The sequence below is a fragment of the Pontibacter sp. GD13 genome, from assembly GCF_058216355.1.
Genome location: NZ_JBYZMQ010000002.1, coordinates 513713 through 535812, shown reverse-complemented (window position 1 = coordinate 535812; position 22100 = coordinate 513713). Strand labels below are relative to the sequence as shown.

The window sequence follows — 22100 nt, the reverse complement described above, 5'->3', positions numbered from 1 at the left end:
AGGTGTAAGATAGTTTATGTCTGTAGTGTTAGAATGCGGTGGCCTTCAGTTTCAGGCCGGTAGTTTCTTCGAAGCCAAACAGCAGGTTCATATTCTGAAGCGCCTGCCCAGAAGCTCCTTTCAACAGGTTATCGAGCAAGCTGGTAATGATCAGATGGTTGCCTTGCCGGGCCAGGTGCAGCTGGCATTTGTTTGTGTTCACCACCTGTTTCAAGTCGGGCGCATTGGCTGTAACAGCTACGAACGGGTGACTTCTGTAATAGCTCTTGTAAAGCTGCCCCGCCTCTTCCAGCCCCAGGTCAGTAGTCAGATAGCTAGTGCAGAGGATGCCTCTTGTAAAAGGGCCTCGATACGGCACAAAATAAAGTGCAGGTACTCTCACTCCCTGCATTTCACTTAAGGTGCGCCTGATCTCGTGCAGGTGCTGATGCTCCAGCACCTTGTAGTTTGATACGTTGGCGCTTCTCCAGCTGTAATGCGAGGTAGCGCTCAGGCTCTGCCCCGCTCCGGTACTGCCTGTGATGCCGCTTATGTGTACCTCCGTGTTAAGCTTATCCTGAGCGGCTAGGGGCAGCAAGGCCAGCTGGATAGCTGTGGCGAAACAACCCGGGTTGGCAATGCTGTCTGCCTTTTTGATCTGCTCCCGCAGCAACTCCGGCAGACCGTATACAAAACTTCTGCCAAATGCCTCCACCTTATCCTGGGCCACGTCTTCGTGCCAACGGAAATCCTGGCTAAGGTCTATTAACTTAGTTTTCGGGGGCAGCATATTCTGCGATAAAAACGCTTTGGCTGCCCCATGCCCTGCGCACAGGAAAACTGCATCAACATCGGGGAGTACTGTTTCTGAGAAATGGAGCGCTGTATCTCCTGTCAGGTCCTGGTGTATGGCATCAACGGGTTTGCCTGCCTGGCTACTGCTTTGCACAAAGGCCACTTCTACATGTGGGTGGTGCAGGAGCAAACGGAGCAGTTCGCCACCGGTGTATCCTGCGCCACCAACGATCCCAACTTTTATTCTGCCTCTTTTCCCCATCCTGCTGCGCTGTTTACACTGTGGTAGAGCTTGGTCTGGTTGCCGAAAATCCTGGCAAAACCTTTCACATCGTCCGAGGTCCAGGCGCGGTTCATTTCGCCATAACTTCCAAACGTATCATTCATCAGGTCGTGCTTACTCTCTACCCCCTCCACTTGAAAGCGGTAAGGTGCCAGCAACACGAACACTTTGCCGGTCACGTTCCCCTGCGTGTGCTCCAGAAACACTTCTATGTCGCGCATAGTAGGATCCAGCAGCTGTCCTTCATGCAGCCAGTTGCCATACCAGGTAGCCAACTGCTCTTTCCAATGCAGTTGCCACTTGGTAAGCACGTGTTTTTCAAGGGTATGGTGCGCTTTGATAATTACAAGTGGGGCAGCAGCCTCAAACCCGACACGCCCTTTGATGCCAATGATGGTGTCGCCTATGTGAATGTCGCGGCCAATGGCGAAGGGGGCAGCCAAAGCATGCAGGTGTCGTATGGCATGAACTGGCGAAACAAAGCTAACATCGTTTACACCTACCAGCTCACCCTTTTCAAACTGCAGGCTTATACGCTCAGGCTTATGTTTGCTTAGTTGCGTGGGGTAAGCCTCCTCTGGCAAGGGCAGGTTTGAGGTGAGGGTCTCTTTGCCTCCCACCGAAGTGCCCCAGATGCCTTTATTAATGGAGTACTGCGCTTTCTTGAAGTCCATAGCCACGCCGTGCGCCTGCAGGTAGGCAATTTCCTCTTCTCTTGAAAGGCGCTTGTCGCGGATAGGCGTGATTATCTCAACCTCAGGGATCAGCGCCTGGAACACCATGTCAAAGCGCACCTGGTCGTTACCTGCGCCGGTACTGCCGTGTGCCACGCAGTCAGCCCCGATAGCTTTGGCATAATTTGCAATGGCCATCGCTTGCGTTACACGCTCTGCGCTTACACTTAAGGGGTACACATTGCTCTTAAGTACGTTACCAAAAATAAGGTAACGGATACAGCTTTTGTAGAAGTTTTGTGTTTCATTCAGTTGCATGTGGTGCTTAACACCCATGGCATAGGCCCGAAACTCAATATCCCTCAGTTCCTCCTCCGAAAAGCCTCCCGTATCTACAATGGCTGAGTATACTTCCAGGCCCAGGTCCTTTGCAAGGTAAATGGCACAGTAAGAGGTATCTAATCCGCCGCTAAAGGCCAAAACTACTTTCTTCATTTTTAATGGTATTCAGGTAAAATCAGAATTGCACGGTGTCTATATCCCTACCGGTATCACCGAAACGAACGCGGTGGCGTTTCCAGCGATCGTTTACAGCAGAAATGCTGTTGGCTGGTAGTACTGCTGCTAAAGGCAGGGGAATAAGGGTTTTGTTCTTTTCAGGATCAAACAACATGGCTGTGCAAAGGCAGTTACTGCGGTTCTTGCTTTGTAGGATTTCAAAGTTCACACAGCTGCGGCAGCCTTTCCAGAATTCCTCATCATCCGTCAGCTCCGAATAGGTTACGGGGGTGTACCCCAGCCCCGAGTTGATGCGCATCACAGCCAGAGCCGTAGTTAAACCAAAAATCTTGGCTTCCGGGTACTTTGATCTTGAGAGTTCAAATATCTTATGCTTTATCATCCGGGCTAAACCGCTCTTTCGGAGTTGCGGAGAAACGATTAAGCCCGAGTTAGCAACATACTTGCCATGGCCCCATGTTTCGATGTAGCAGAAGCCGGCCCAGGCGCCATCCGGGTGCAAGGCGATGACGGCCTTGCCCTCCAACATTTTCTGGGCGATATAATCCGGGGAGCGCTTGGCAATGCCGGTACCGCGTGCTTTGGCCGAGGCTTCCATCTCGGTACATATCTGTAACGCATGGATAATATGTTGCCCATCAGCAACCATCACAGAGAATGCAGATTGATCCATCCTACGCAAAAGTATACCTGCGCCGGAAAGGCACAGCGTCTTGAAAATAAGTTATTTGAATGCAGCGAACCCAGAACAATGCCGGTTGGCATGTACTTACAGTATGGGGCTTATATAATTTTGGAAAGAAGGCTACCACATAGGTAACCAGTAAATATGCTGGCCTAGGGCCTGTAGCGGACCGCCAGTGTCTGATTTCTGAAAACTATCCTGGTTGCCTGGATAGAAAAAGGCGCATGCTCCGGGGCCGGAACATGATTTATCACAGAAAATGATAAAAGCGACTTTTTTTGCATTTCTTTATTGAGTTGTTTGGGATATACCCTGATGTCGACACAAAGTTTTCATAATTGTTTTTGAATTTCCAACTGCAAAACTCAAAAACATTGAAAATTTATACTACTTATGGAAATCATATCAAAAGTAAAGTTTGGTTTACATTTGAGACAAATTTGTTACATTGCATTACCGCAAACGACTGCGGGAGCACTTTAAACCATTTTAATCTGAATGAAGAATCTTTCTTTGCGCGTGCTCATTGGTGCGCTGTTCTCAGCAATCGGACTAATGAGTTTATTTGTTTTAAAAGACACGCTTACCGCCGCCATCTGGCTGAGTTTTGGCAATGGACTTGTCCTGTCTGATCTTCGATTTACGGGTACAGATGCAACGGGCAGTGTGTATACAAAACCGATCCCGAAGTTGCGGTCGGCAGTGGCCGTGGCCCTGTTCGCTCTCGCTGTTATGCTGCTGCTTTTCCAGGTGTACACGGATTATGCATTCGGGAGTTAACAACCTGTTAAATTCGGCTCTGCAGTACCAGATTCACGTCAAAAACAGCGGTGTTTCGTTTAAACTTGAGGCGCACCGTGCGCCCAGGTCTGCTATCCATAATCTCCAATACCTCCGTCAGCTTCAGGTCTTTGCAATCGTGGCCATTGATGTTCAGCAACTGATCCCCGGCCTTCAAGCCAAGCTGCATTGCCGGTGAATCGGATACCACATTAGCGATCACGTAAAGGTTGGTGCCGGGCAAAGGAGTGGAAAGCTCGAAACCTGCCAGGTTGTAATTGAAGGGCTTTTTGAATTTGCTGTTAGGAATGAGCGTCATCTGTTGGTGCGGGTAATCAAATATCACCGTGAACCTGTTGAGGATATCGGAGCCTAAATTGCCGTTTCTGTTTGAGATATGCATCGCCACCCGAATAGCCTCCTCGTCGGGGTAGGATGCCGGTAAGTTTTCAAGTTCATACTTGCCCAACGAGAAAGAAGTAAGCCTGCCGATTTTACCGTGTATATCCCCGCTTAATCCGCGTCCCAGGTATGCTTCCATCACTTTGGGCGGTAACGTCAGTTTATCGTCGGTGGGCAGGTATAACGAGAGCGTGTGGCTGGCGCCGGTATCAAGCACCAGCTTCACCTTCACGCTATCGCCGTTATCCTGGCGTACATTGGCGTACACATAGGCCTTGTTGTTCTCTATCAGGAGCGGGTAGGTCTCGGCTTTTTTGCTTTTCCTGATCTTCGCGTCTGGCCGGTACAGCGTTAAGGTTTTGCTGCCGTAATTCACTTTCACAATAAAGTTTTTAAAGATATCATAGCCGATAATCCCGTGCACAGGCATGCCCATCCGCATCGACAGGTCAAAAACATCTTCCAGCAGCACATACACCTGGTGGTTATCTCCCCTGATCCCCTTCATCGACATCACGTTTCCGCTCGAGTAAAGCGCCTCAATTTCATTCCCGGTACCCAGGCCCTGTATCTGTATCTTATCAGCCGAGTTTAGGCTAAGCGAATCGGAATAGTACAACCGGGTAATGAGCGTGTTCTTCACGCCAGAGTCCAGTATAAAATTGAGCGGGCTTGATTCGTTGATCTGGATAGGGATGATGATCAGGTTATGGACCAGCTTGAAAGGTATAGTTATCTTCTTCCGTTTAGAGGTGAAGTAAACAGTATCTTTCTCGAAAGTTGGCTGTATTTGTGCGCCTGCGCTGTTTGGCAGCAGGTACAGCAACAGACAAAGCAGCGTAAGGAAACCAGCTCTCGTCATGCCACAATTTTTAGGGTAGCGGGTGTTACAGGAATAACACTTATACTACGCAAAAAGTCGCAAAAAAGAAAATATATATAAGCTGATCTTCAATATTTTATAGCCAAATCAATTCAAGCGCGCTTTCTGCCGAAGGAGTTATAAACGCTTTTTCTCCGGAAACTCAGGGTTGCCTCCGGCTCCGGCGTTCAGCAGCAACTTTTGCTATGTTGGTGCCCTTCAGGCGACCATAGAAGATGTGCTTGGGCGTACCGATGATCTGTGCCCCGTAGATGCCGGTGTGCCCTGAAAAAAGATAGGCCACCACGCAGGCCAGCGCGATGTATACGCTGCTTTCTGCACCAAACAGCTCGATGCCCATGATGGTACAGGTAAGGGGGGTGTTGGTGGCGCCTGAGAAAACGGCCACAAACCCCATGCCGGCCATCAGTGCCATGGGCAGCGGCCCCATCTGCGACAGGGCATTGCCCAAGGTGGCGCCTACATAAAAAAGTGGGGTTACCTCCCCGCCCTTAAAGCCGGCACCCAGCGTAAAAGCAGTCAATATCACTTTTAGAAACGCATCGTACCAGGGCAAAGGCTGCGCAAACGATTCCAGGATGGTGGGTATGCCCAGACCGATGTATTTGGTAGTGCCCAGCATCCAGACGGCCAGCGCAATAACAAATCCACCCAGTAAAGGCCGCAACGGGGCATAGGAAATCCGCTGTTTAAACTGGTTGGCGAAAAACAGCGTCGATTTGGAGAAAACCATACCCGTAAAGCCAAAAATGGCCCCGCCAAACAGGGTAAACAAGAAGCCTGCGATGGTGAGTTCGGGCACATACGGAATGGCAAAAACAGTATGTCCTACCCCCCAGCTGAGGCAGGTGAAGTCTGCCACCACGGCAGCCAGAAAACTTGGCAAAAGCGCCTCGTAGCGTAGACGGCCAAGTATAAAAACCTCTAGTCCAAACAAGGCCCCTGCCAGTGGCGTGCCAAATAAAGAGGCAAAACCTGCACTTATCCCAGTAATGATCAGCACCTTTCTGTCGCGGGGTCGCAGGCGGAATAAGGGCGTGAACTGATCGGCAATGGCTCCCCCCATCTGCACGGCGGTACCCTCCCGCCCCGCCGATCCACCTAACAAGTGCGTCACTAGTGTTCCGGCTAAAACCATGGGAGCCATTCGAAACGGGATTACCTGTCGGGGCCGGTGAATCTCCTCCAGGAGCAGGTTGTTGCCTTTTGCCGCACTTCCGGCATAATAATGATAAAGCAGGCCCACAGCCAGGCCACCCAGGGGCAGCAGCCAGATGATCCAGGTATGAGCTTCTCTGTAAGCGGTAACCCATTCGAGGGCAACCAGCAAGAATGCGGAAGCGCTGCCTGCCAATACCCCCACCAGCAAACTGATCAGGAGCCATTTTAAAGTATAAAACAGCGCGGTAGACTGCTCGCCGGCAGAAAGCATTTTAAGGACAAGGCAGGTGAAGGCGGAAGGGTGCTGTTCGGGATTCTTTTTCATATCAACTGATGACAAATACACATACAGGCTTAAAATTTAAGCCGTTCAGCAGGAGTCATCAGCGCTGCCTGGGCAGGCGGTTCCAGGTGGTACCCCATCACCTGTCGGCAAGATACGATTTATCAGAAATATGCGCCCGCTTTTTTGTCAGAAATTACCGGCCTTTTCTTAGAACGCTTTGCAAAATTGAACTTAGCTGATATTCCGGGCAAGTATGAAGTATGAATAGCCATACCAAAACTCTGTTAACCTGTGATGGTATTTTGCACAAAAACAACCCGCAAATATTGCCTTATTGCCATGTTACACGGCGATGAAGTTCAAAAGTGCCGCAATTGAGTTATTTTTTGAGTATCTTTAAGAAAAGCAGCACCATGCTGTAATTTTTAAATTTATACTTTTCCGATAAATGCACTACATCGACCTATCCATCTTCGTGCTCTATATGCTGGCGATGCTTGGCGTTGGATTTTATTTTTTGAGAAAGAACGAGGGCGCCGAAGATTATTATGTCGGGGGCCGGACCATGACGAGTGGGCACATCGGGCTATCGGTGGTTGCCACTGACGTAGGGGGCGGCTTTTCCATCGGGCTGGGGGGTTTAGGCTTTACCATGGGGCTGTCGGGCTCCTGGATGCTTTTCACAGGTTTACTGGGCGCCTGGCTGGCAGCGGTTTTTCTTATCCCGAAAGTGAAGAACACTCCGGCCTTTGCCCGTTTTTTTACCTTCCCTCAAATACTAGGACACTATTTCAATGCCCGTGTGGCACTCCTGGCCGGTATAATCTCCGCCATTGGCTATACCGGCTTTACCAGTTCGCAGATACTGGCAGGCGCCAAACTGGCCAGCGGAACCTTTGTTAACCTGGATCTAAACACGGGCTTGCTGATAATGGGCGCGATAGCCGTGGTTTACACCGTAATGGGCGGACTTAAAGCGGTGATTTACACCGATACGATACAGTGGGCGGTATTGATGGGAGGCCTGATCTTTATTGGCATACCGGTGTCGTTCCTGGCAGTTGGCGGTGGCTTGCAGGGCCTGGAATTCTCACAACTCATGGACCTGGACTTTCTGGCGGCTCAGTCAGCCAGGAGCATGGCAGCCATTCGCACCACCCTGCCCCCACATTTTCTGAGCCTTACCAACATCACCTGGCAGCAGATCGTGAACTGGTCCATTACCATCATCCCGATCTGGTTTGTGGGCATGACGCTGTACCAGCGGATCTATGCCTGCCGTGATGAGAAAACGGCGAAGCGCGCCTGGTACATCGCGGGCTTTTTTGAGTGGCCCGTAATGGCGTTTATGGGTGTGAGCCTGGGCATACTGGCACGCGTGGCCGCTGAGCAAGGCATGTTCCAGGCACTGGGCGGCGGCGCTGAGGCAGACCCCGAAACAGGCCTGCCGATGCTGCTGCGCACCGTGCTACCCGTTGGCCTGATGGGCCTCATGCTCTCGGCTTATTTTTCTGCCATCCTCTCCACCGCAGACAGCTGTTTGATGGCTTCCTCGGGCAACATTGTGACGGATGTTTTGAGCCACTTCTGGAAAATAGACCCGGAGTCGCCCGCCACCCTGCGGCTCTCACAACTTGTAACGCTCTTAGTAGGCGTTTTGGCGCTGTGGCTGGCCACCATGATGACCAATGTGCTGGACCTGATGCTCTACTCCTACGCGTTTATGGTGTCCGGATTATTTGTACCGGTAGTGGGGGCTTTGTTCTGGAAAAAGCGCAGTAGCCTGGCCGCCTTCTGGTCGATGCTGCTGGGCGGTGCCGTCACGGTTATTTTACAGGTTTTTACCCTGATTGGCCCGGTGCCGCAACGCACGCTGGCGCAGATAGCGCATAAGTTGCAACCCTATTTTCCTGCTGAGACTGGTAGTGGCTGGCTGAGCCTAAGCGAAATGGAACTGCATGCACTCATTGAGCGCACCCTGGCAGCGAACAGCATCGTGCACCTGCCCTGGATCGACCTGACTTTCAGCCTTCCGTTTAACCTGGACCCAAATTTATTTGGACTCACCGCTTCCTTGTTGCTCTATATTACGTTAACATTTTTATATCTTGATAAACCAAAACAAAAGAAATGGCAGAAAACAACAGTGTCAGCTACGACGTTTACACCCCAGGCAACCATAAAGGGCTAAACAAAGATGAGGTGCTGGATTTCCTTTTCACCCACCTGGATGAGTACGGAGATCAACGCGAGGACATTGCCAAGTGCATGGACTATGCCCTGTCAGAGGCTGCCGGTAAAGGTGGGGCTGTGCTTGTTGCACGCGAGGCCGACCAGGTGGTTGGCGCGCTTATTCTCAACAATACGGGCATGAGCGGGTATATACCAGAGAACATCCTGGTGTATGTGGCCGTGCACAACAGCCAGCGTGGCAAAGGCGTGGGCAAAAAGCTGGTGCAACTGGCCGCTGATAATTCTACGGGAAGCATTGCACTGCATGTGGAGCCCCAGAACCCGGCACGGCACCTGTATGAGAAAATGGGCTTTACGAATAAATATTTAGAGTATAGATTACAACGATAAAAATGGCAGTTCTAAAGCTGTATCACAATAAACTACAACACAACTACAACCACCTCGACAAGGTTTTTAAGGAGCATAACATTGATTGGGGCATCGTGACCAAGCTACTTTGCGGCCACGAGGTGTTCCTGAAAGAAGTACTTGCGCTGGGAACAAAGGAGATCCACGATTCGCGGGTGACCAACCTGAAAGCTATAAAAAAGGTAGCCCCCGATGTGCAGACGGTTTACATAAAGCCTGCCCCCAAGAAAAGTATACCCGACATTATCAAGTATGCTGATGTCAGCTTTCAAACCGAGTTTGAGATCATCAAGCTGTTATCGGATGAGGCACAGCGCCAGAACAAGCTGCACAAGATCATCATCATGATCGAGATGGGCGACTTGCGTGAGGGAGTGATGGGCGATGAATTGGTAAACTTTTATGCGCAGGTGTTTGAGCTTCCTAAAATATCAGTCATTGGCCTGGGCGCAAATTTTAATTGCCTGCACGGCGTAATGCCCACCCGCGATAAACTGATCCAGCTAAGCCTTTACAAGCAGGTCATCGAGGCGAAGTTTAACCGGAAAATCCCCTGGGTGTCCGGGGGAACCTCGGTTACCATCCCCCTGCTTTTCAATCACCAGCTGCCGCAGGGTATCAACCACTTCAGAATTGGGGAAGCCCTTTTCTTTGGCCTAAATCTTTTCACCGGCGAGACATTTGAAGGCATGTATGATGATGTTTTTGAGCTTTTCACGGAGATTATCGAACTCACCGAGAAACCCATGGTGCCCAATGGCATGCTGGCCGAGAATCCCAGTGGCGAGAGCTTTGAGATAGATGAGACCCTGTACGGAAAAACTTCGCACCGCGCCATTCTGGATGTAGGGCTGCTGGATATTAACCCGAAGTTCCTTTTACCAAAAGATGAGGCAATAACCGTGATTGGCGCCAGTTCTGATATGCTGATCGTGGAGTTGGGTGAGAATAAAAACAAATACAAAGTGGGTGACACCCTGCGTTTCGGACTACGCTACATGGGTGCCCTCAGCGTACTGAATTCCCGCTACATAGCGAAGGAACTGGTCAAGTAAAATCAACTAATTAAGTAAAGCACTCGTCATAAGCAGGAAAGGAAAATTCTACTATCCTTATCCTTAATCTATGACTAAGTTGCCGCTTGTTCGTCGCATGCTTTACCCGTTGCAGGAATTTGTGCGTGCGGAGGCTTTCAGTGGGGTGTTGCTCCTGCTGGTTACGCTACTGGCCCTTGCTTGGGCAAACTCCCCCTGGACAGCCAGTTACTCCGAAACATGGGCTACTGTGCTCACGGTGCGGCTAGGCGATTTTGAAATCAGTAAAACTGCGCTCCACTGGATCAATGACGGGTTGATGGCCCTCTTTTTCTTTGTTGTCGGTTTAGAGATCAAGCGCGAGATGCTTTTTGGGGAGCTCTCTAGTTTTAGGCGTGCCGCTTTTCCGGTAATGGGTGCACTTGGTGGGATGGTGGTTCCCGCGGGTATATACGCATACCTGAATCAGGGACTCGAAGGATTTAATGGCTGGGGTATACCCATGGCCACTGACATAGCGTTTGCCCTGGGCATTTTAGCCCTGCTTGGCAACCGGATACCGCTATCCCTCAAGCTTTTTCTGGTAGCCTATGCCATTGTAGATGATATTGGTGCCGTGCTGGTGATCGCCCTGTTTTATACTTCAGAACTAAACATGCTGGCTTTGTGGGTCGGGATGCTGGGGTTTGGCCTTTTGCTCATGCTCAACGCAGTCCGCGTGAACAGCATCTGGGTTTACACCCTGCTCGGTGTGCTGATGTGGATCGCTTTTCTGAAGTCGGGTGTGCATGCGACGCTAGCTGGCATATTGCTGGCGACTACCATACCGGTACGCTCTTCCCTATCGGAACAGGATTTTGTGGAAAGCACAGATACAGTTTTGGGGGAGCTGCATGCAGCGCATGCAAAGGCAAAAAATAAAGGTTCCAGGCATGCGGAGGAAATTGATTTTCAGGCCGCGGTACTCACCCTGGGGCAGAACTGCCGGCAGGTGTTATCGCCGCTTCACCGGTTAGAGCATTCCCTTCATGCCTGGGTAGCGTACGCGATCATGCCTCTTTTTGCGTTCGCTAACGCGGGCGTCCTCATCAATGCCTCCTTAACGGATGGGTTCAACAATGCCATGACCTGGGGTATCCTGCTTGGATTGGTGGCAGGCAAACCGATCGGGATTCTGCTTTTTACTGGTATAGCAGCCCTGACAAGGCTTTCTCCTAAACCCAAGGCGTATAGCTGGCTGCAGCTAACTGGAGTATCCTTGCTGGGTGGGATAGGGTTTACTATGGCTATATTTATAGCCAACCTGGCCTTTGCAGAAACAGACCTGTTGCCGCAGGCAAAACTTGGAATCTTATGTGCCTCCCTACTTGCAGGAGTTTTGGGCTACCTGCTGCTCCGTTTGGCGAAGCCTACGTTGGCAGCAGCCTCCTGAAATCTGGAAGCGTTTAACGTGCCTTAAGGGGCCTGTCCCCGGAATATGCGAGTTAGGACAGGATCGCATCCAGGAGGCTCATTTCCTGGTTTTTCCTTTTAAATACCAACAAGGGGATATCCATATCGTGTCGGAGGATTTTCTCGGTCACGCTTCCGATCACGAACAGGGCTGCGGCAGTCAGTCCTTTTGCACCTATCACCAGCATGTCTGCGCGCATGCGTTTGGCTTCCAGCACGATCAGTTCCCCGATATCGTCTTCCGCATTTTGTCTTACCAGTAACAACTCGGCTCTGTCCTGTAATTCCGGGAAACGGTGTAGCAATTTATCATATTTTTCACGGGCAAACCCCTGCATTTTGTCATCAAAAGAAGCATAGCTCATGCCAAGCGTACGGTAACCAGTGGGTACCTGGTAAATGTGAAGGCAGGTTACGCGAATATCCGGTTTTGCCAACGCCGAATGCAAAACCCTGTCAAGTGCCATGTCGCTGTAGGCAGAGAAGTCAACGCTCACCACCACATGTTTTAACCCTGGATTAAACGTTTCGGGAACAAAAAGCACACTGACGTGGCCCGTGCGCAATAATTTCTGGGCCAGCACGCCGCTCCCGCGCAGGCGCAATTTTCTGCCTACCAGCATTAGGTCTACCTGCTTCAACCTTGACCAATGCAGGAGCTCCTTTAGCGGGACACCCTCTTTCACCAAGATCTCCACAGCCACATGAGGCATGCCCACAAGGGCGGGCATCACTTTGTCACTGATCATTTGCCTGATGGTTTCATCGGCTGGCATACTTTGGGGCTCCAGACTCTCCATTAACTCACGCGGAAGCTCCAGGCTTTTTTCAATATGGATAAAGTAGATTTTCTCTATATGCAACGCCTCACTTAGGAATGCGGCATAAGCGATCAGTTGCTCATCCATTGCCGTGAGATCCAGCCCAACCATTATCCTTTTTAGCGTGTCCATGGTAAAAACAATTAACTAATGTTAAAATTAAATAATCCCCGACCGGTCTTCTGGCGTCCTGCTGAAACTTAATCCGGGTAACATGGTACTAGTGTTTAAGTACATACGGTGCTTTTCGGATATATATTCAATAATTTGTATTGGTATGCTCCCAGTCATACTTATTAGCCTCTCTGTTACCTTTTGTGCTCCACTAGTGTTCAAGTGGCTGGGTAGGTATGCCGTGTTTCCAATCGCTCTGCTGCCCCTGGGCGTCTTTGTTTACTGCTGCAGCCTGGTCGGCCAGGTGCGCGCAGTGCCCTATGTGGTGCAGCAATATGAATGGGTGTCAGTGCTGGGGGTAAACCTTACGTTTAGGCTAGATGGTCTCAGCCTGTTCTTTGCTCTTCTGATCTCTTTCTTTGGCTTTTTAATCGTTATATACAGTCATGGTTACCTCCGGCACCACGCGCAGCTGGGCAGGTTTTACCTGTACCTGCTCTTGTTCATGACGGCCATGCTGGGTTTGGTCACTGCTGATAATATCTTTTGCCTTTTTGTTTTTTGGGAGCTTACCAGTGCCAGCTCTTTCCTGTTGATAGGTTTTAAAAGCGATGTGGCGGAAGCGCGTGCTGCTGCCCGGCAAGCGCTTTTGGTGACGGGTCTGGGTGGCCTTGCCTTGCTGGGAGGCCTGGTATTTTTACATATTGCCAGCGGAAGCAATAACTTAAGTGACATCTTGCTGCACGGTGACGTGATTACCTCACATCAACTTTTCCTACCTGCGTTTATCCTGATCCTGGTGGGGTGCTTTACCAAATCTGCGCAATTCCCGTTTCATTTTTGGCTTCCGAATGCCATGCAGGCCCCTACTCCGGTAAGCGCTTACCTGCACTCAGCCACCATGGTGAAAGCAGGCATCTACCTGCTGGCGCGTTTTTCGCCGGTATTTGCTACTACTGAGATATGGCAGTACAGCCTGGTGGCCATTGGTGGTTTCACTGCGCTCTTAGGAGCGGCACTTGCTTTGCAACACACCGACCTGAAAGCCATACTGGCCTATACCACCATTTCGGCACTCGGGCTGATGGTAACCATGCTCGGTATTGGTACTCAAACAGCCCTGAAAGCCGCAATGGTTTTTTTACTGGCCCATGCGCTGTACAAGGGCACCATGTTCCTGATCGCCGGCATTGTAGACCACAGCACCGGCACCCGGGAGTATTATGCCCTGAATGGGCTGGCACGCAGTCTTCCGGTAACTGCACTGGGCGCTACCCTGGCAGCACTGTCTATGGCCGGGCTGATGCCTTTTTTCGGTTTTATAGGCAAAGAAATGCTTTACGAGGCCACGTTAGAAAGCCCTCTGTTTGGCTTTGTTGTTTTTGGCCTTACCTTCCTGACAGGCATTGTGTATGTGGCGGTTGCCACACTGCTGAGCTATGGAGTATTTTGGAAGAAGACCGAAGGACCTACTATGGTGTGGCATGCGCCATCTGCAGCACTCTATATTCCGCCCCTGCTATTGGGTATAGCCGGACTGGCACTTGGTATTTCGCCGCTGCCCTTTAGTCCAATCCTGGAAAAAGCGGCACAAAGTATAGCCGGAAGCCAGGGATTAAAATTAGAACTGGTGCTGTGGCACGGATTAACTAGAGAACTTTTATTTAGTGCTATCACCCTTTTGCTGGGTTTATTGCTGTACCGCTATTCCAACCGTGTGCACAAGGCCATTCCTACGCTCAAAAACCTGCATCGGTTCGGCCCTGCCGGCACATACGAATATGTCTTGAAAAAATTTATGCTCGGCGCCAAACGTCTTACTTTCATAATCCAGAACGGTTTCCTGCGTAGCTACATCATTTACATACTGTTATTTTTCACCGGACTTCTTGCTTATGTGCTTTGGTCGGAAGCCCCTGCGCTGGACCCGGCAACTACGGTCCGGCAACTTGTTAGCATCAGAGTGTATGAAGTCGTAATCTTTCTTCTGGTGCTGGCCGCACTGGCCTACTTGCTGAGCACGCGGTCCAGGCTAACCTCTATCATTGTGATGGGACTCATCGGATACGCAGCCGCCCTGACGTATATCCTTTTTGGCGCACCGGATGTGGCTGCGACGCAGCTGTTGATTGAGACCCTGACCGTTGTCATTTTTGTGCTGCTGCTGCATAAATTGCCCGCTTTTATTTATCTGTCCCATCAGTATGGAAAATTTAAATACATAGTAGTATCCATCCTTTTTGGTTCTGTGATGACCTATGTCATGCTTTTGGTGCAACAGCATAGCGTGCCCTCCCAACTAAAGGACTTTTACGGTAAAACTAGCTTGACAGAAGCACACGGCCATAACATCGTGAACGTGATATTGGTAGATTTCAGGGGGCTGGATACACTTGGCGAAATAACAGTGCTGGCTGTAGCCTCTTTGGGGATTTTTGCCTTGCTGCGTCTGATTACAACTAAAGAAACCTAAGCATGAAAACACTGATTTTTGCAACCGCTATCCGTATTCTTACACCCCTGTTTATTATGTTCTCCGTGTATATTCTGCTTCGGGGGCATAACCATCCCGGGGGGGGCTTCATCGGCGGCCTGATCGGGGCCATTACCTTTGTCTTTCATGTGCTGGCCCATGGCTCACAGCGTACAGCCAAAGAATATTTTAGTTTCCGGATTTACCGCAACAACAAATCGCCGCAACAGAACTCGGGCGATTACCTTTTACGCTTTTTGCACGTTAACCTTTTTCAGCGGGAGCAGCAAGCCGTTAAACAAGATGGCTGGCGCTATTACATCATTCCACTTCGACCTAGTTTCATCATGGCATTTGGCTTACTGCTGGCCGTTAGCAGCGGGATGGTAGGGCTCTTCTATGGAGCACCCTACATGACAGGCTTCTGGCTTAACATAAAACTCCCACTTGTGGGCTCACTGGGCACACCGCTACTTTTCGACGCAGGGGTATATCTGTTGGTATTGGGCATGGTGCTCAAGATGGTGTTCACAATGTCTAAAGAGTAAAGCTTATGCAGGCCCTCCTCCCCTTTCTGATCGGAACCTTATTTGCCGTAAGCATTTATTTTATCCTGCACCGGCATTTGTTCAAACTCATACTTGGTCTTATTCTTTTTGGGCTTTCCACGAACCTTTTCCTGTTTGTGGTGTGCGGCATAACCCGTGGTGGCGTCGCAATTATTCACGAGGGCAACGCTTTTCCTTCAGAACCCTTTTCCGATCCTGTACCGCAGGCGCTTTTACTCACCGCCATTGTCATCGGCTTCGGCATTCAGGCTTTCGCCATTGTGCTGATCCGGCGCGTGTACCGTACGTTCGGCTCCAACAACCTGGACGACATCAATAAAAACGAGAAGATATAAGCTCATGTCAGTTGACCTATTGCTTATCCTGCCCCTGCTCTTGCCCCTGTTGGGTGCCGTGTGTAGTGTGTTTGTGTGGCAACTTGTTAACTGGCAAACGTTGATCGTAGGCATTATACAGGTGGCCTGGGTTGGGGTTGCTGGACTTTTACTGCATCAAGTGCTGCCACAGGCCATACTTACCTCACAGGTCGGTAATTGGCCAGCCCCTTATGGCATTACCCTTGTGGCCGATATCTTTAGTGCGTTGGTGCTGTTTGTAGCCGGTATCACAGCCCTTTCCGTTTATATTTTTTCGCTTGCTGGTCTTGATAAAAGCCGAAAAAAATATGGCTACTATCCCTTAATGCTGCTTTTACAAATGGGGGTGGCCGGCGTTTGCCTTACGGGTGATATTTTTAACCTGTACGTGTGGTTTGAGCTGATCCTGATCTGCAGCTTTGCCCTCCTGTCGCTGGGTGGAAAGAAGTTGCAGCTGGAGGGTGCCCTGAAGTATGTTACGCTTAATTTTATTGCTTCCGGACTCCTTTTGACAGGCATCGGGTTAATATACAGTCTTTACGGCGCCCTGAACCTGGCCGAGCTGAGCCGTCTGGTACATGCAAACAATGCCAACCTGAAACTACTTCCGGTAGCCGGCGTTTTCTTCCTGACCGGTTTAGGAATCAAGTCCGCCCTCTTCCCCTTATTCTTCTGGCTTCCGGCTTCGTATCATGCACCCCCGATAGCAATTTCGGCCTTTATAGCCGGATTGATCTCAAAAATTGGCATATACGCTTTGTTACGTTTGTACACCCTTATTTTCAGCGTACACCTGAATCAAACGCAGCCGCTTTTATTGCTACTTGCAGGTTTTACAATGGTGATTGGGGTGTTAGGTGCAGCTGCGCACATGGATTTCAGAAAGATACTGTCCTTTCACGTGGTCAGCCAGATAGGTTACATGCTGATGGGGCTTGCCATATATACACCCCTTGCCATAGCAGGAAGCATCTTTTTCTTACTTCATAACGTGCTCGTCAAAACCAACCTGTTCCTGATCAGCGGGGTGGTGGCACAAAGGCACCATACTTTCTCGCTAAACAAACTGGGCGGCCTCTATGTGCGACAGCCATTTCTGGCAGCCTTCTTTTTTATCTGTGCCATGGCGCTTGCCGGCATTCCGCCCTTAACAGGATTTTGGGGGAAACTGATGTTGGCAATAGCAGGTTTGGAAGCTGGCAACTATGGCATTGTAGCCACCTCACTTTGCGTCAGTCTTGTCACCCTTTTTTCCATGACAAAAATATGGAACGAGGCTTTCCTGAAACCACAGGCCCCGGGGCAGGAAACATCTGTTGCGATCTCTGCGGATGACCTGCTGCGCAACAGACTGCTTTATGTCCCGGTAATTTTTCTGCTGAGTATAATTTTAGGTATTAGCTTTTTTGCGCAACCCGTAATTAAAGCAGCCCAGGCGGCGGCCGCTCAATTGCTGCACAGCGAAATGTATGTTCAAACCGTATTACAGAGCAAAGGGTTGCAACACTGAAACTATTTAAAGTAAGCCCTCTGGTATGCGTATTTTCATTCTTCATTCCATGCTTTCTTTCCTGCTTGCCTACCTGGTTTTTAGCAGGGATGTGCCGCCTCTGCCTTATAGTGCAGTAAGTGCCACATCTATTTTTCTGCTCTCGTTTTGGCTTCTCTGGTTTACCTCCTGGTTCTATAGCAGCATGTATTTTTATAAAATGCCCAAAGCGGTGAACCTGGTCCTCTATTTTATGAAGGAGCTTTTGGTGGCGAATGTGAAAATAGCCTACGATATTTTAACCCCGCATTATTATATGCGGCCCACAGTTATTGCCTTGCCCCTTTCCGTGAAATCAAACCTGGCTATTACCCTTTTGGCAAACATGATCACGTTAACCCCCGGAACCCTGAGCTTAGATGTCAGCAAGAACAGGGATTTTTTGTACGTACATGCCCTTTACGTTAAAAAAAACGATATTGAACGCCTCAAACGGCACATCAAGCACGGATTTGAACGCAGACTAATGGCACTGACCGCATGAACTTTTTTCAGATCACTTTGATGGTTGCCATGGGGTTACTGAGTGTCTGCCTGTTACTGACAGCCATCCGTTTTGCCATAGGCCCCACTTTGCCGGACCGTATCACGGCCTTCGATCTGATTGTGGCCCTGGTTATTGGCATGATTGCCATTTACACGGCGTTTACCGGTAACGAGGACTTTATAGACGTGGCCATTATACTTTCTGTGTTCGGGTTTCTGGGTTCAATCACCTTTTCGTACTACATTATGAAAATAAACAAGTAACGCATGCTTCTAACGCTGGATGTTGGCCTATTAAAAGAGATCCTGAGTGGTATTCTGATCTTAACCGGGGTTCTTTTTATGTTCATCTCTACGATCGGGCTCCTACGTCTACCTGACTTTTATATCCGAATGTCTGCTATTACAAAAGGGGCTACGCTGGGCCTGGGTTTAATCTTGCTGGGGATAGGCGTGTATTTTAATAAGCCCGATGTCTTGCTAAAGGCCCTGGCCATCATTACTTTTATATTTATCACGGCACCGGTTGCGGCCCATGTGATAGGCCGGACTGCCGTGCAGAACCGAACGCCATTTTGGGAAAGAACTAATCTGAAAGAGTTTGAGAAGTATTTGCATCAAAACAACCTGGATGAGGTTAAAACCTTTGACAAATACGAAGAGGAAGAACAGCGGCTTGGGGAAAAGACTAATGATGCTGGTGATACCGGATAAAAGGGCGGACCGAGTCCGAGTAAGTATGCAAGGCATCCACAGCTACCGTTACATTATCCGGGTAAACCAGGCAGGATAAGCGACCGCCAAAAACACAGCCGGTATCAATGTTGATCGTGTTATTGCGCCAGTGTGGCTCATGCACCGGGGTATGCCCGTAAACCACCACTGCCCGGCCACAATAGTCTGCGGCCCAATCCAGGCGGACCGACAGCCCTTTCTCATCTGTTTCTCCTGTGGTGGGGCCATAGAGGCACAGCTCTCGTACGCCTTTGGTATTGCGCCCGTGCAGGTGTTCTTCCAGTCCGGCGTGCGCCACTACCAGCCTGCCCTCATCGAGCAGGATATGGTGGGGCAACTTGGCCAGAAAGTGCTCTATTCTTTTCCAAAAATCCTTATTATAATTTTTCAGCTGATCTACTGTAAACTCCAGGCCGTGCCTCACCTTCACCTTTCTTCCGATCAGCATGCGGTAAAGTTTATCGTCGTGGTTACCGCTTACACAATAAGCAATTCCCTGATCTGCCATATCCATCACAAGCCGTAAAACCTCCGGCGAATTGGGACCCCGGTCAACCAGGTCGCCGACAAAAAGGGCAAGGCACCCGGTGGGCGCTGTCACCTTATACCGTTGGGCCTCGTTGTTAAAATCAATCTTATAGCCGAGTTTAGTTAACAGCAGCCGAAGTTCTTCAAAACAACCATGAACATCACCAATGATATGAAAAGGGCCATGCAGCTGTGGGAGCTCCAGGTTATTTAGTTCTTGTTCTGGATTTATATCCATACATACCGTTTTTTATTAGAAATCTGTTTTCCCTTACGATTTTACGCAAATGTTGCGTACATATATAACAATCTGCAGCATTAGTTCATTCACGAATACCTTTAAAATAAGAGATATACAAAATGAGGACGAAATTTGGTTGAGGTTAGTTTGTGGAATCCCTACTTTTGTGAATCATTTGAAACAGCCCTTTTGGCCCGGCCCGAAATGCCCCACTTTAAAAAGTTAAAAATTCCCTTACTCTGGCTTCGCCGTCACACCTCCGATCGTGAGTTCATGTTGGTATCCAGTGTATTGGTAGGTCTTACGGCTGGTTTGGCGGCAGTAGTGCTCAAAACCATGGTGCATTACATTCACCTGATGCTGGCGTATGGCAACCGCTTACTCGATCAGCCTTACTGGCTGGTGATCTTTCCGATCATCGGCATTCTGCTCACTGTGTTCCTGGTCAAAGTCATGTTTAACGGACGCATCGGACGCGGAACGGCCAATATTCTTTTCAACATTTCCCAGAAGTCAAGCATGGTAGAGCGGCACAAGATGTATTCCCATGTGTTAACCAGCGCTTTAACGGCTGGCTTTGGTGGTTCCGCTGGTCTGGAGTCTCCGATTGTGGTAACGGGCTCGGCCATAGGCTCTAACTACGGGCGCGAGTATCATTTAAATTACCGCGACCGCACCTTGCTGCTCGCCGCGGGTGCCGCTGCAGGAATTGCGGCAGTTTTTAACGCGCCCATCGCCGGTGTGCTTTTTGCCATTGAAGTGTTGCTAACCGATATCAGTATCTCTGCGTTCATTCCCCTGATCATCGCGGCAGTGGTAGGGGCACTTTGCTCGAAACTCATTTTGCAGGAAGAGATCCTGTTTTACATTGGGCAGAAAGAGTTTTTTGAAGCTGGGCATCTTCCCTTTTTTCTTTTGCTCGGTATTATTTGCGGCATGATGTCGGTGTATTACACGCGCATGGCCCTGCAGGTGGAGGAGATATTTGAGGGCTACCAGACCAAGATCTACCAACGGGCCATTATTGGCGGGGTTTTGCTCGGACTCCTGATCATGCTTTTCCCGCCACTGTTTGGTGAGGGTTACGACAGCATCCGGCTGTTTGAAGGAAACAATGCCGAGAAGCTACTGCAAGATAGCTGGCTGGCCTTTTTTGGATCTAACGAGTGGCTGCTCCTATGCTTTATTGGGGCCCTTGCCCTGGTAAAAGTGTTTGCCGCTACCATAACCATCGCGGCCGGTGGCAACGGCGGCAACTTTGCGCCTTCCATGTTTGTGGGGGCCAGCTCCGGCTTTTTCTTTTCGCGACTGGCTAACATGCTGCACATTGGTAAGTTACCCGAAGGCAGTTTTGCCATGGTAGGCATGGCCGGTATTTTAAGTGGTGTCATGCATGCGCCCCTCACCGCCGTCTTCCTGATCGCTGAGATCACAGGGGGCTATACACTCATGATTCCGCTGATGATTGTGGCAGCCACCTCATTCGCGCTTGTCAAGTACTTTGAGCCGTATTCCCTTGATACTAAAAAGCTGGCCCAGAAAGGGCAGTTGCTGACCCACAACAAAGACCGCACAATCCTGCATATCATGAAGATCCGTCACCTGATCGAGGTGGATTTCCAGGAAATATCGCCGGAGGCAACCCTGGGAGAGCTGGTGCAGGTAATTGCCCATTCGCGCCGCAACCTGTTCCCGGTAGTCAACCTGGAGAACAGGCTGGAGGGCATCATTCACCTGGAAAAAGTGCGCGAGATCATGTTCAAGACGGAGAAATACGAGGTGGTGAGAGTAAAAGAGCTTATGGTAAAGCCCTCAGCCACTGTGCAGTACGATGACAGCATGGCCGATGTCATGAAAAAATTCGATGAATCGGATGCCTGGAACCTGCCCGTGCTAAAAGAAGATAGCTACCTGGGCTTTGTTTCCAAGTCGAGCATCTTTACCAAGTACAGAAAGCTGCTGATCAAAACCACGAACGTATAACCAGTGCCCCTCCCTGGGTCTGCTTACTCCTTGTGCCGCTCCTGCAGCACGTCCACTACATCTTTTAATTCCAGTCCGGAGGCAGCCAGTAGCACCAACAGGTGGTACAGCAGGTCCGCAGCCTCGCCCTTCATGGTGTCCAGTTTACCGGCCACGGCATCGATCACGGTTTCAACGGCTTCCTCGCCTACTTTCTGCGCGATCTTGTTGATCCCTTTTTCGAAAAGGAAATTGGTATAGGAGCCTTCTTTTGGCGTTGTCTTGCGCTCTTGAACAACCCCTTCTAACTGCGCGATGAAGCGGATGGCCGCCAAACGGTTTGACGCCGCTTCCTCACCGAAACAGCTGGTAGTGCCGGTATGGCAGGTAGGCCCGTTCGGCTTCACTTTTATCAGCAGCGAATCCGCATCGCAATCGCGGGTAACACTGATCACCTCCAGTGTATTGCCTGAGGTTTCGCCCTTGGTCCAGAGGCGGTTCTTGGTGCGCGAGAAGAACGTGACCAGGCCTTCCTGGCGTGTTTTATCCAGTGCTTCCTGGTTCATGTAGCCCAGCATCAGCACCTGGCCTGTTACATTATCCTGTATGATGACGGGCACCAGGCCGCCTGCTTTTTCAAAGTCTAGTTCCAAAACGGGGTATGCGTTAAATGTAAAACGGTTTGTGCTGAACGTGATAGGTTGACACCTTAAATCAGTGGTTCATTCT

21 protein-coding genes and 1 riboswitch are annotated in these 22100 nt (G+C 50.0%); of the genes, 13 read left to right on the top strand and 8 right to left on the bottom strand.

Going from position 1 to position 22100, the window contains the following annotated elements; translation table 11 throughout:
* Positions 1 to 28: 28 nt before the first annotated feature.
* Genes argC through AC4BAN_RS05940 form a run of 3 tightly spaced genes read right to left on the bottom strand, consistent with a single transcriptional unit; the run spans position 29 to position 2899 of the window.
* Positions 29 to 1036 carry an N-acetyl-gamma-glutamyl-phosphate reductase gene (gene argC, locus AC4BAN_RS05950; RefSeq protein ID WP_490563458.1) on the bottom strand — a complete coding sequence of 336 codons (1008 nt, stop codon included), beginning with the start codon at positions 1034 to 1036 and terminating at the stop codon, positions 29 to 31.
* Positions 1015 to 2226, bottom strand: a complete 1212-nt coding sequence (locus AC4BAN_RS05945) for an argininosuccinate synthase (RefSeq protein WP_490563457.1) — start codon at positions 2224 to 2226, stop codon at positions 1015 to 1017. Before AC4BAN_RS05945 ends, argC begins: the two co-directional genes overlap by 22 nt.
* Before the next feature lie 22 nt (positions 2227 to 2248).
* A complete protein-coding gene (locus tag AC4BAN_RS05940) occupies positions 2249 to 2899 on the bottom strand; it encodes a GNAT family N-acetyltransferase (protein ID WP_490563557.1) in 651 nt (216 codons plus the stop codon).
* Positions 2900 to 3433: 534 nt separating this feature from the next.
* Here AC4BAN_RS05940 and AC4BAN_RS05935 point away from each other — a divergent pair.
* Positions 3434 to 3715, top strand: coding sequence for a hypothetical protein (locus AC4BAN_RS05935; protein ID WP_490563456.1), 282 nt, complete (start codon positions 3434 to 3436; stop codon positions 3713 to 3715).
* Positions 3716 to 3722: 7 nt separating this feature from the next.
* Here the strand turns inward: AC4BAN_RS05935 and AC4BAN_RS05930 are convergent, their stop codons facing one another.
* Both AC4BAN_RS05930 and AC4BAN_RS05925 read right to left on the bottom strand, forming a co-directional pair.
* A complete protein-coding gene (locus AC4BAN_RS05930; protein ID WP_490563455.1) occupies positions 3723 to 4979 on the bottom strand; it encodes an aspartyl protease family protein in 1257 nt (418 codons plus the stop codon).
* 163 nt (positions 4980 to 5142) lie between these two features.
* A complete protein-coding gene (locus tag AC4BAN_RS05925; protein ID WP_490563454.1) occupies positions 5143 to 6486 on the bottom strand; it encodes a voltage-gated chloride channel family protein in 1344 nt (447 codons plus the stop codon).
* A 42-nt stretch (positions 6487 to 6528) separates the two neighbouring features.
* A riboswitch (Fluoride riboswitch) is annotated at positions 6529 to 6597 on the bottom strand.
* 298 nt (positions 6598 to 6895) lie between these two features.
* Between AC4BAN_RS05925 and AC4BAN_RS05920 the strand changes: the two genes are divergently transcribed.
* From AC4BAN_RS05920 to nhaA, 4 genes are all read left to right on the top strand, one after another.
* On the top strand, positions 6896 to 8638 hold the full coding sequence (locus AC4BAN_RS05920) for a sodium:solute symporter family protein (protein ID WP_490563453.1): 1743 nt from the start codon (positions 6896 to 6898) through the stop codon (positions 8636 to 8638).
* Entirely contained in the window at positions 8578 to 9030 is a 453-nt protein-coding gene (locus AC4BAN_RS05915) for a GNAT family N-acetyltransferase (RefSeq protein WP_490563452.1), read from the top strand. Before AC4BAN_RS05920 ends, AC4BAN_RS05915 begins: the two co-directional genes overlap by 61 nt.
* A 2-nt stretch (positions 9031 to 9032) precedes the next feature.
* Complete coding sequence (locus AC4BAN_RS05910; RefSeq protein ID WP_490563451.1) at positions 9033 to 10106, top strand: alanine racemase; 1074 nt, start codon at positions 9033 to 9035, stop codon at positions 10104 to 10106.
* A 70-nt stretch (positions 10107 to 10176) separates the two neighbouring features.
* Positions 10177 to 11517, top strand: coding sequence for a Na+/H+ antiporter NhaA (gene nhaA, locus AC4BAN_RS05905; protein ID WP_490563450.1), 1341 nt, complete (start codon positions 10177 to 10179; stop codon positions 11515 to 11517).
* A gap of 52 nt (positions 11518 to 11569) precedes the next feature.
* On the opposite strand, the gene AC4BAN_RS05900 is transcribed toward nhaA, so the two are convergent.
* Entirely contained in the window at positions 11570 to 12490 is a 921-nt protein-coding gene (locus tag AC4BAN_RS05900; protein WP_490563449.1) for a universal stress protein, read from the bottom strand.
* A gap of 223 nt (positions 12491 to 12713) precedes the next feature.
* Here AC4BAN_RS05900 and mbhE point away from each other — a divergent pair, with 223 nt between their 5' ends.
* Genes mbhE through mnhG form a run of 7 tightly spaced genes read left to right on the top strand, consistent with a single transcriptional unit; the run spans position 12714 to position 18619 of the window.
* Entirely contained in the window at positions 12714 to 14945 is a 2232-nt protein-coding gene (mbhE, locus tag AC4BAN_RS05895) for a hydrogen gas-evolving membrane-bound hydrogenase subunit E (RefSeq protein WP_490563448.1), read from the top strand.
* A 2-nt stretch (positions 14946 to 14947) separates the two neighbouring features.
* Entirely contained in the window at positions 14948 to 15493 is a 546-nt protein-coding gene (locus AC4BAN_RS05890; protein WP_490563447.1) for an MnhB domain-containing protein, read from the top strand.
* Between the two features lie 5 nt (positions 15494 to 15498).
* Positions 15499 to 15849 carry an NADH-quinone oxidoreductase subunit K gene (locus tag AC4BAN_RS05885; RefSeq protein ID WP_490563446.1) on the top strand — a complete coding sequence of 117 codons (351 nt, stop codon included), beginning with the start codon at positions 15499 to 15501 and terminating at the stop codon, positions 15847 to 15849.
* A gap of 4 nt (positions 15850 to 15853) precedes the next feature.
* Positions 15854 to 17380 (top strand): proton-conducting transporter transmembrane domain-containing protein, encoded by a 1527-nt coding sequence (locus AC4BAN_RS05880; RefSeq protein ID WP_490563445.1) that lies wholly within the window; start codon positions 15854 to 15856, stop codon positions 17378 to 17380.
* A gap of 25 nt (positions 17381 to 17405) precedes the next feature.
* Complete coding sequence (locus tag AC4BAN_RS05875) at positions 17406 to 17903, top strand: Na+/H+ antiporter subunit E (protein ID WP_490563444.1); 498 nt, start codon at positions 17406 to 17408, stop codon at positions 17901 to 17903.
* Positions 17900 to 18169, top strand: coding sequence for an MrpF/PhaF family protein (locus tag AC4BAN_RS05870; protein WP_490563443.1), 270 nt, complete (start codon positions 17900 to 17902; stop codon positions 18167 to 18169). Before AC4BAN_RS05875 ends, AC4BAN_RS05870 begins: the two co-directional genes overlap by 4 nt.
* A 3-nt stretch (positions 18170 to 18172) precedes the next feature.
* Positions 18173 to 18619: a monovalent cation/H(+) antiporter subunit G gene (gene mnhG, locus AC4BAN_RS05865; protein WP_490563442.1), complete on the top strand. Its 447-nt coding sequence runs from the start codon at positions 18173 to 18175 to the stop codon at positions 18617 to 18619.
* On the opposite strand, the gene AC4BAN_RS05860 is transcribed toward mnhG, so the two are convergent.
* Positions 18594 to 19406 (bottom strand): metallophosphoesterase, encoded by an 813-nt coding sequence (locus AC4BAN_RS05860; RefSeq protein WP_490563441.1) that lies wholly within the window; start codon positions 19404 to 19406, stop codon positions 18594 to 18596. The two genes, mnhG and AC4BAN_RS05860, sit on opposite strands and share 26 nt — an antisense overlap.
* Positions 19407 to 19598: 192 nt before the next feature.
* Here AC4BAN_RS05860 and AC4BAN_RS05855 point away from each other — a divergent pair, with 192 nt between their 5' ends.
* A complete protein-coding gene (locus AC4BAN_RS05855) occupies positions 19599 to 21392 on the top strand; it encodes a chloride channel protein (RefSeq protein WP_490563440.1) in 1794 nt (597 codons plus the stop codon).
* Positions 21393 to 21415: 23 nt separating this feature from the next.
* Here AC4BAN_RS05855 and hisIE read toward each other — a convergent pair whose 3' ends face one another.
* Positions 21416 to 22024 (bottom strand): bifunctional phosphoribosyl-AMP cyclohydrolase/phosphoribosyl-ATP diphosphatase HisIE, encoded by a 609-nt coding sequence (gene hisIE, locus AC4BAN_RS05850; RefSeq protein ID WP_490563439.1) that lies wholly within the window; start codon positions 22022 to 22024, stop codon positions 21416 to 21418.
* Between the last annotated feature and the right edge of the window lie 76 nt (positions 22025 to 22100).

Bases quoted from the DNA above. Each gene is read 5' to 3' on its own strand.
- argC (WP_490563458.1), bottom strand. From the start codon at position 1,036: ATGGGGAAAAGAGGCAGAATAAAAGTTGGGATCGTTGGTGGCGCAGGA.
- AC4BAN_RS05945 (WP_490563457.1), bottom strand. From the start codon at position 2,226: ATGAAGAAAGTAGTTTTGGCCTTTAGCGGCGGATTAGATACCTCTTAC.
- AC4BAN_RS05940 (WP_490563557.1), bottom strand. From the start codon at position 2,899: ATGGTTGCTGATGGGCAACATATTATCCATGCGTTACAGATATGTACC.
- AC4BAN_RS05935 (WP_490563456.1), top strand. From the start codon at position 3,434: ATGAAGAATCTTTCTTTGCGCGTGCTCATTGGTGCGCTGTTCTCAGCA.
- AC4BAN_RS05930 (WP_490563455.1), bottom strand. From the start codon at position 4,979: ATGACGAGAGCTGGTTTCCTTACGCTGCTTTGTCTGTTGCTGTACCTG.
- AC4BAN_RS05925 (WP_490563454.1), bottom strand. From the start codon at position 6,486: ATGAAAAAGAATCCCGAACAGCACCCTTCCGCCTTCACCTGCCTTGTC.
- AC4BAN_RS05920 (WP_490563453.1), top strand. From the start codon at position 6,896: ATGCACTACATCGACCTATCCATCTTCGTGCTCTATATGCTGGCGATG.
- AC4BAN_RS05915 (WP_490563452.1), top strand. From the start codon at position 8,578: ATGGCAGAAAACAACAGTGTCAGCTACGACGTTTACACCCCAGGCAAC.
- AC4BAN_RS05910 (WP_490563451.1), top strand. From the start codon at position 9,033: ATGGCAGTTCTAAAGCTGTATCACAATAAACTACAACACAACTACAAC.
- nhaA (WP_490563450.1), top strand. From the start codon at position 10,177: ATGACTAAGTTGCCGCTTGTTCGTCGCATGCTTTACCCGTTGCAGGAA.
- AC4BAN_RS05900 (WP_490563449.1), bottom strand. From the start codon at position 12,490: ATGGACACGCTAAAAAGGATAATGGTTGGGCTGGATCTCACGGCAATG.
- AC4BAN_RS05890 (WP_490563447.1), top strand. From the start codon at position 14,948: ATGAAAACACTGATTTTTGCAACCGCTATCCGTATTCTTACACCCCTG.
- AC4BAN_RS05885 (WP_490563446.1), top strand. From the start codon at position 15,499: ATGCAGGCCCTCCTCCCCTTTCTGATCGGAACCTTATTTGCCGTAAGC.
- AC4BAN_RS05880 (WP_490563445.1), top strand. From the start codon at position 15,854: ATGTCAGTTGACCTATTGCTTATCCTGCCCCTGCTCTTGCCCCTGTTG.
- AC4BAN_RS05875 (WP_490563444.1), top strand. From the start codon at position 17,406: ATGCGTATTTTCATTCTTCATTCCATGCTTTCTTTCCTGCTTGCCTAC.
- AC4BAN_RS05870 (WP_490563443.1), top strand. From the start codon at position 17,900: ATGAACTTTTTTCAGATCACTTTGATGGTTGCCATGGGGTTACTGAGT.
- mnhG (WP_490563442.1), top strand. From the start codon at position 18,173: ATGCTTCTAACGCTGGATGTTGGCCTATTAAAAGAGATCCTGAGTGGT.
- AC4BAN_RS05860 (WP_490563441.1), bottom strand. From the start codon at position 19,406: ATGGATATAAATCCAGAACAAGAACTAAATAACCTGGAGCTCCCACAG.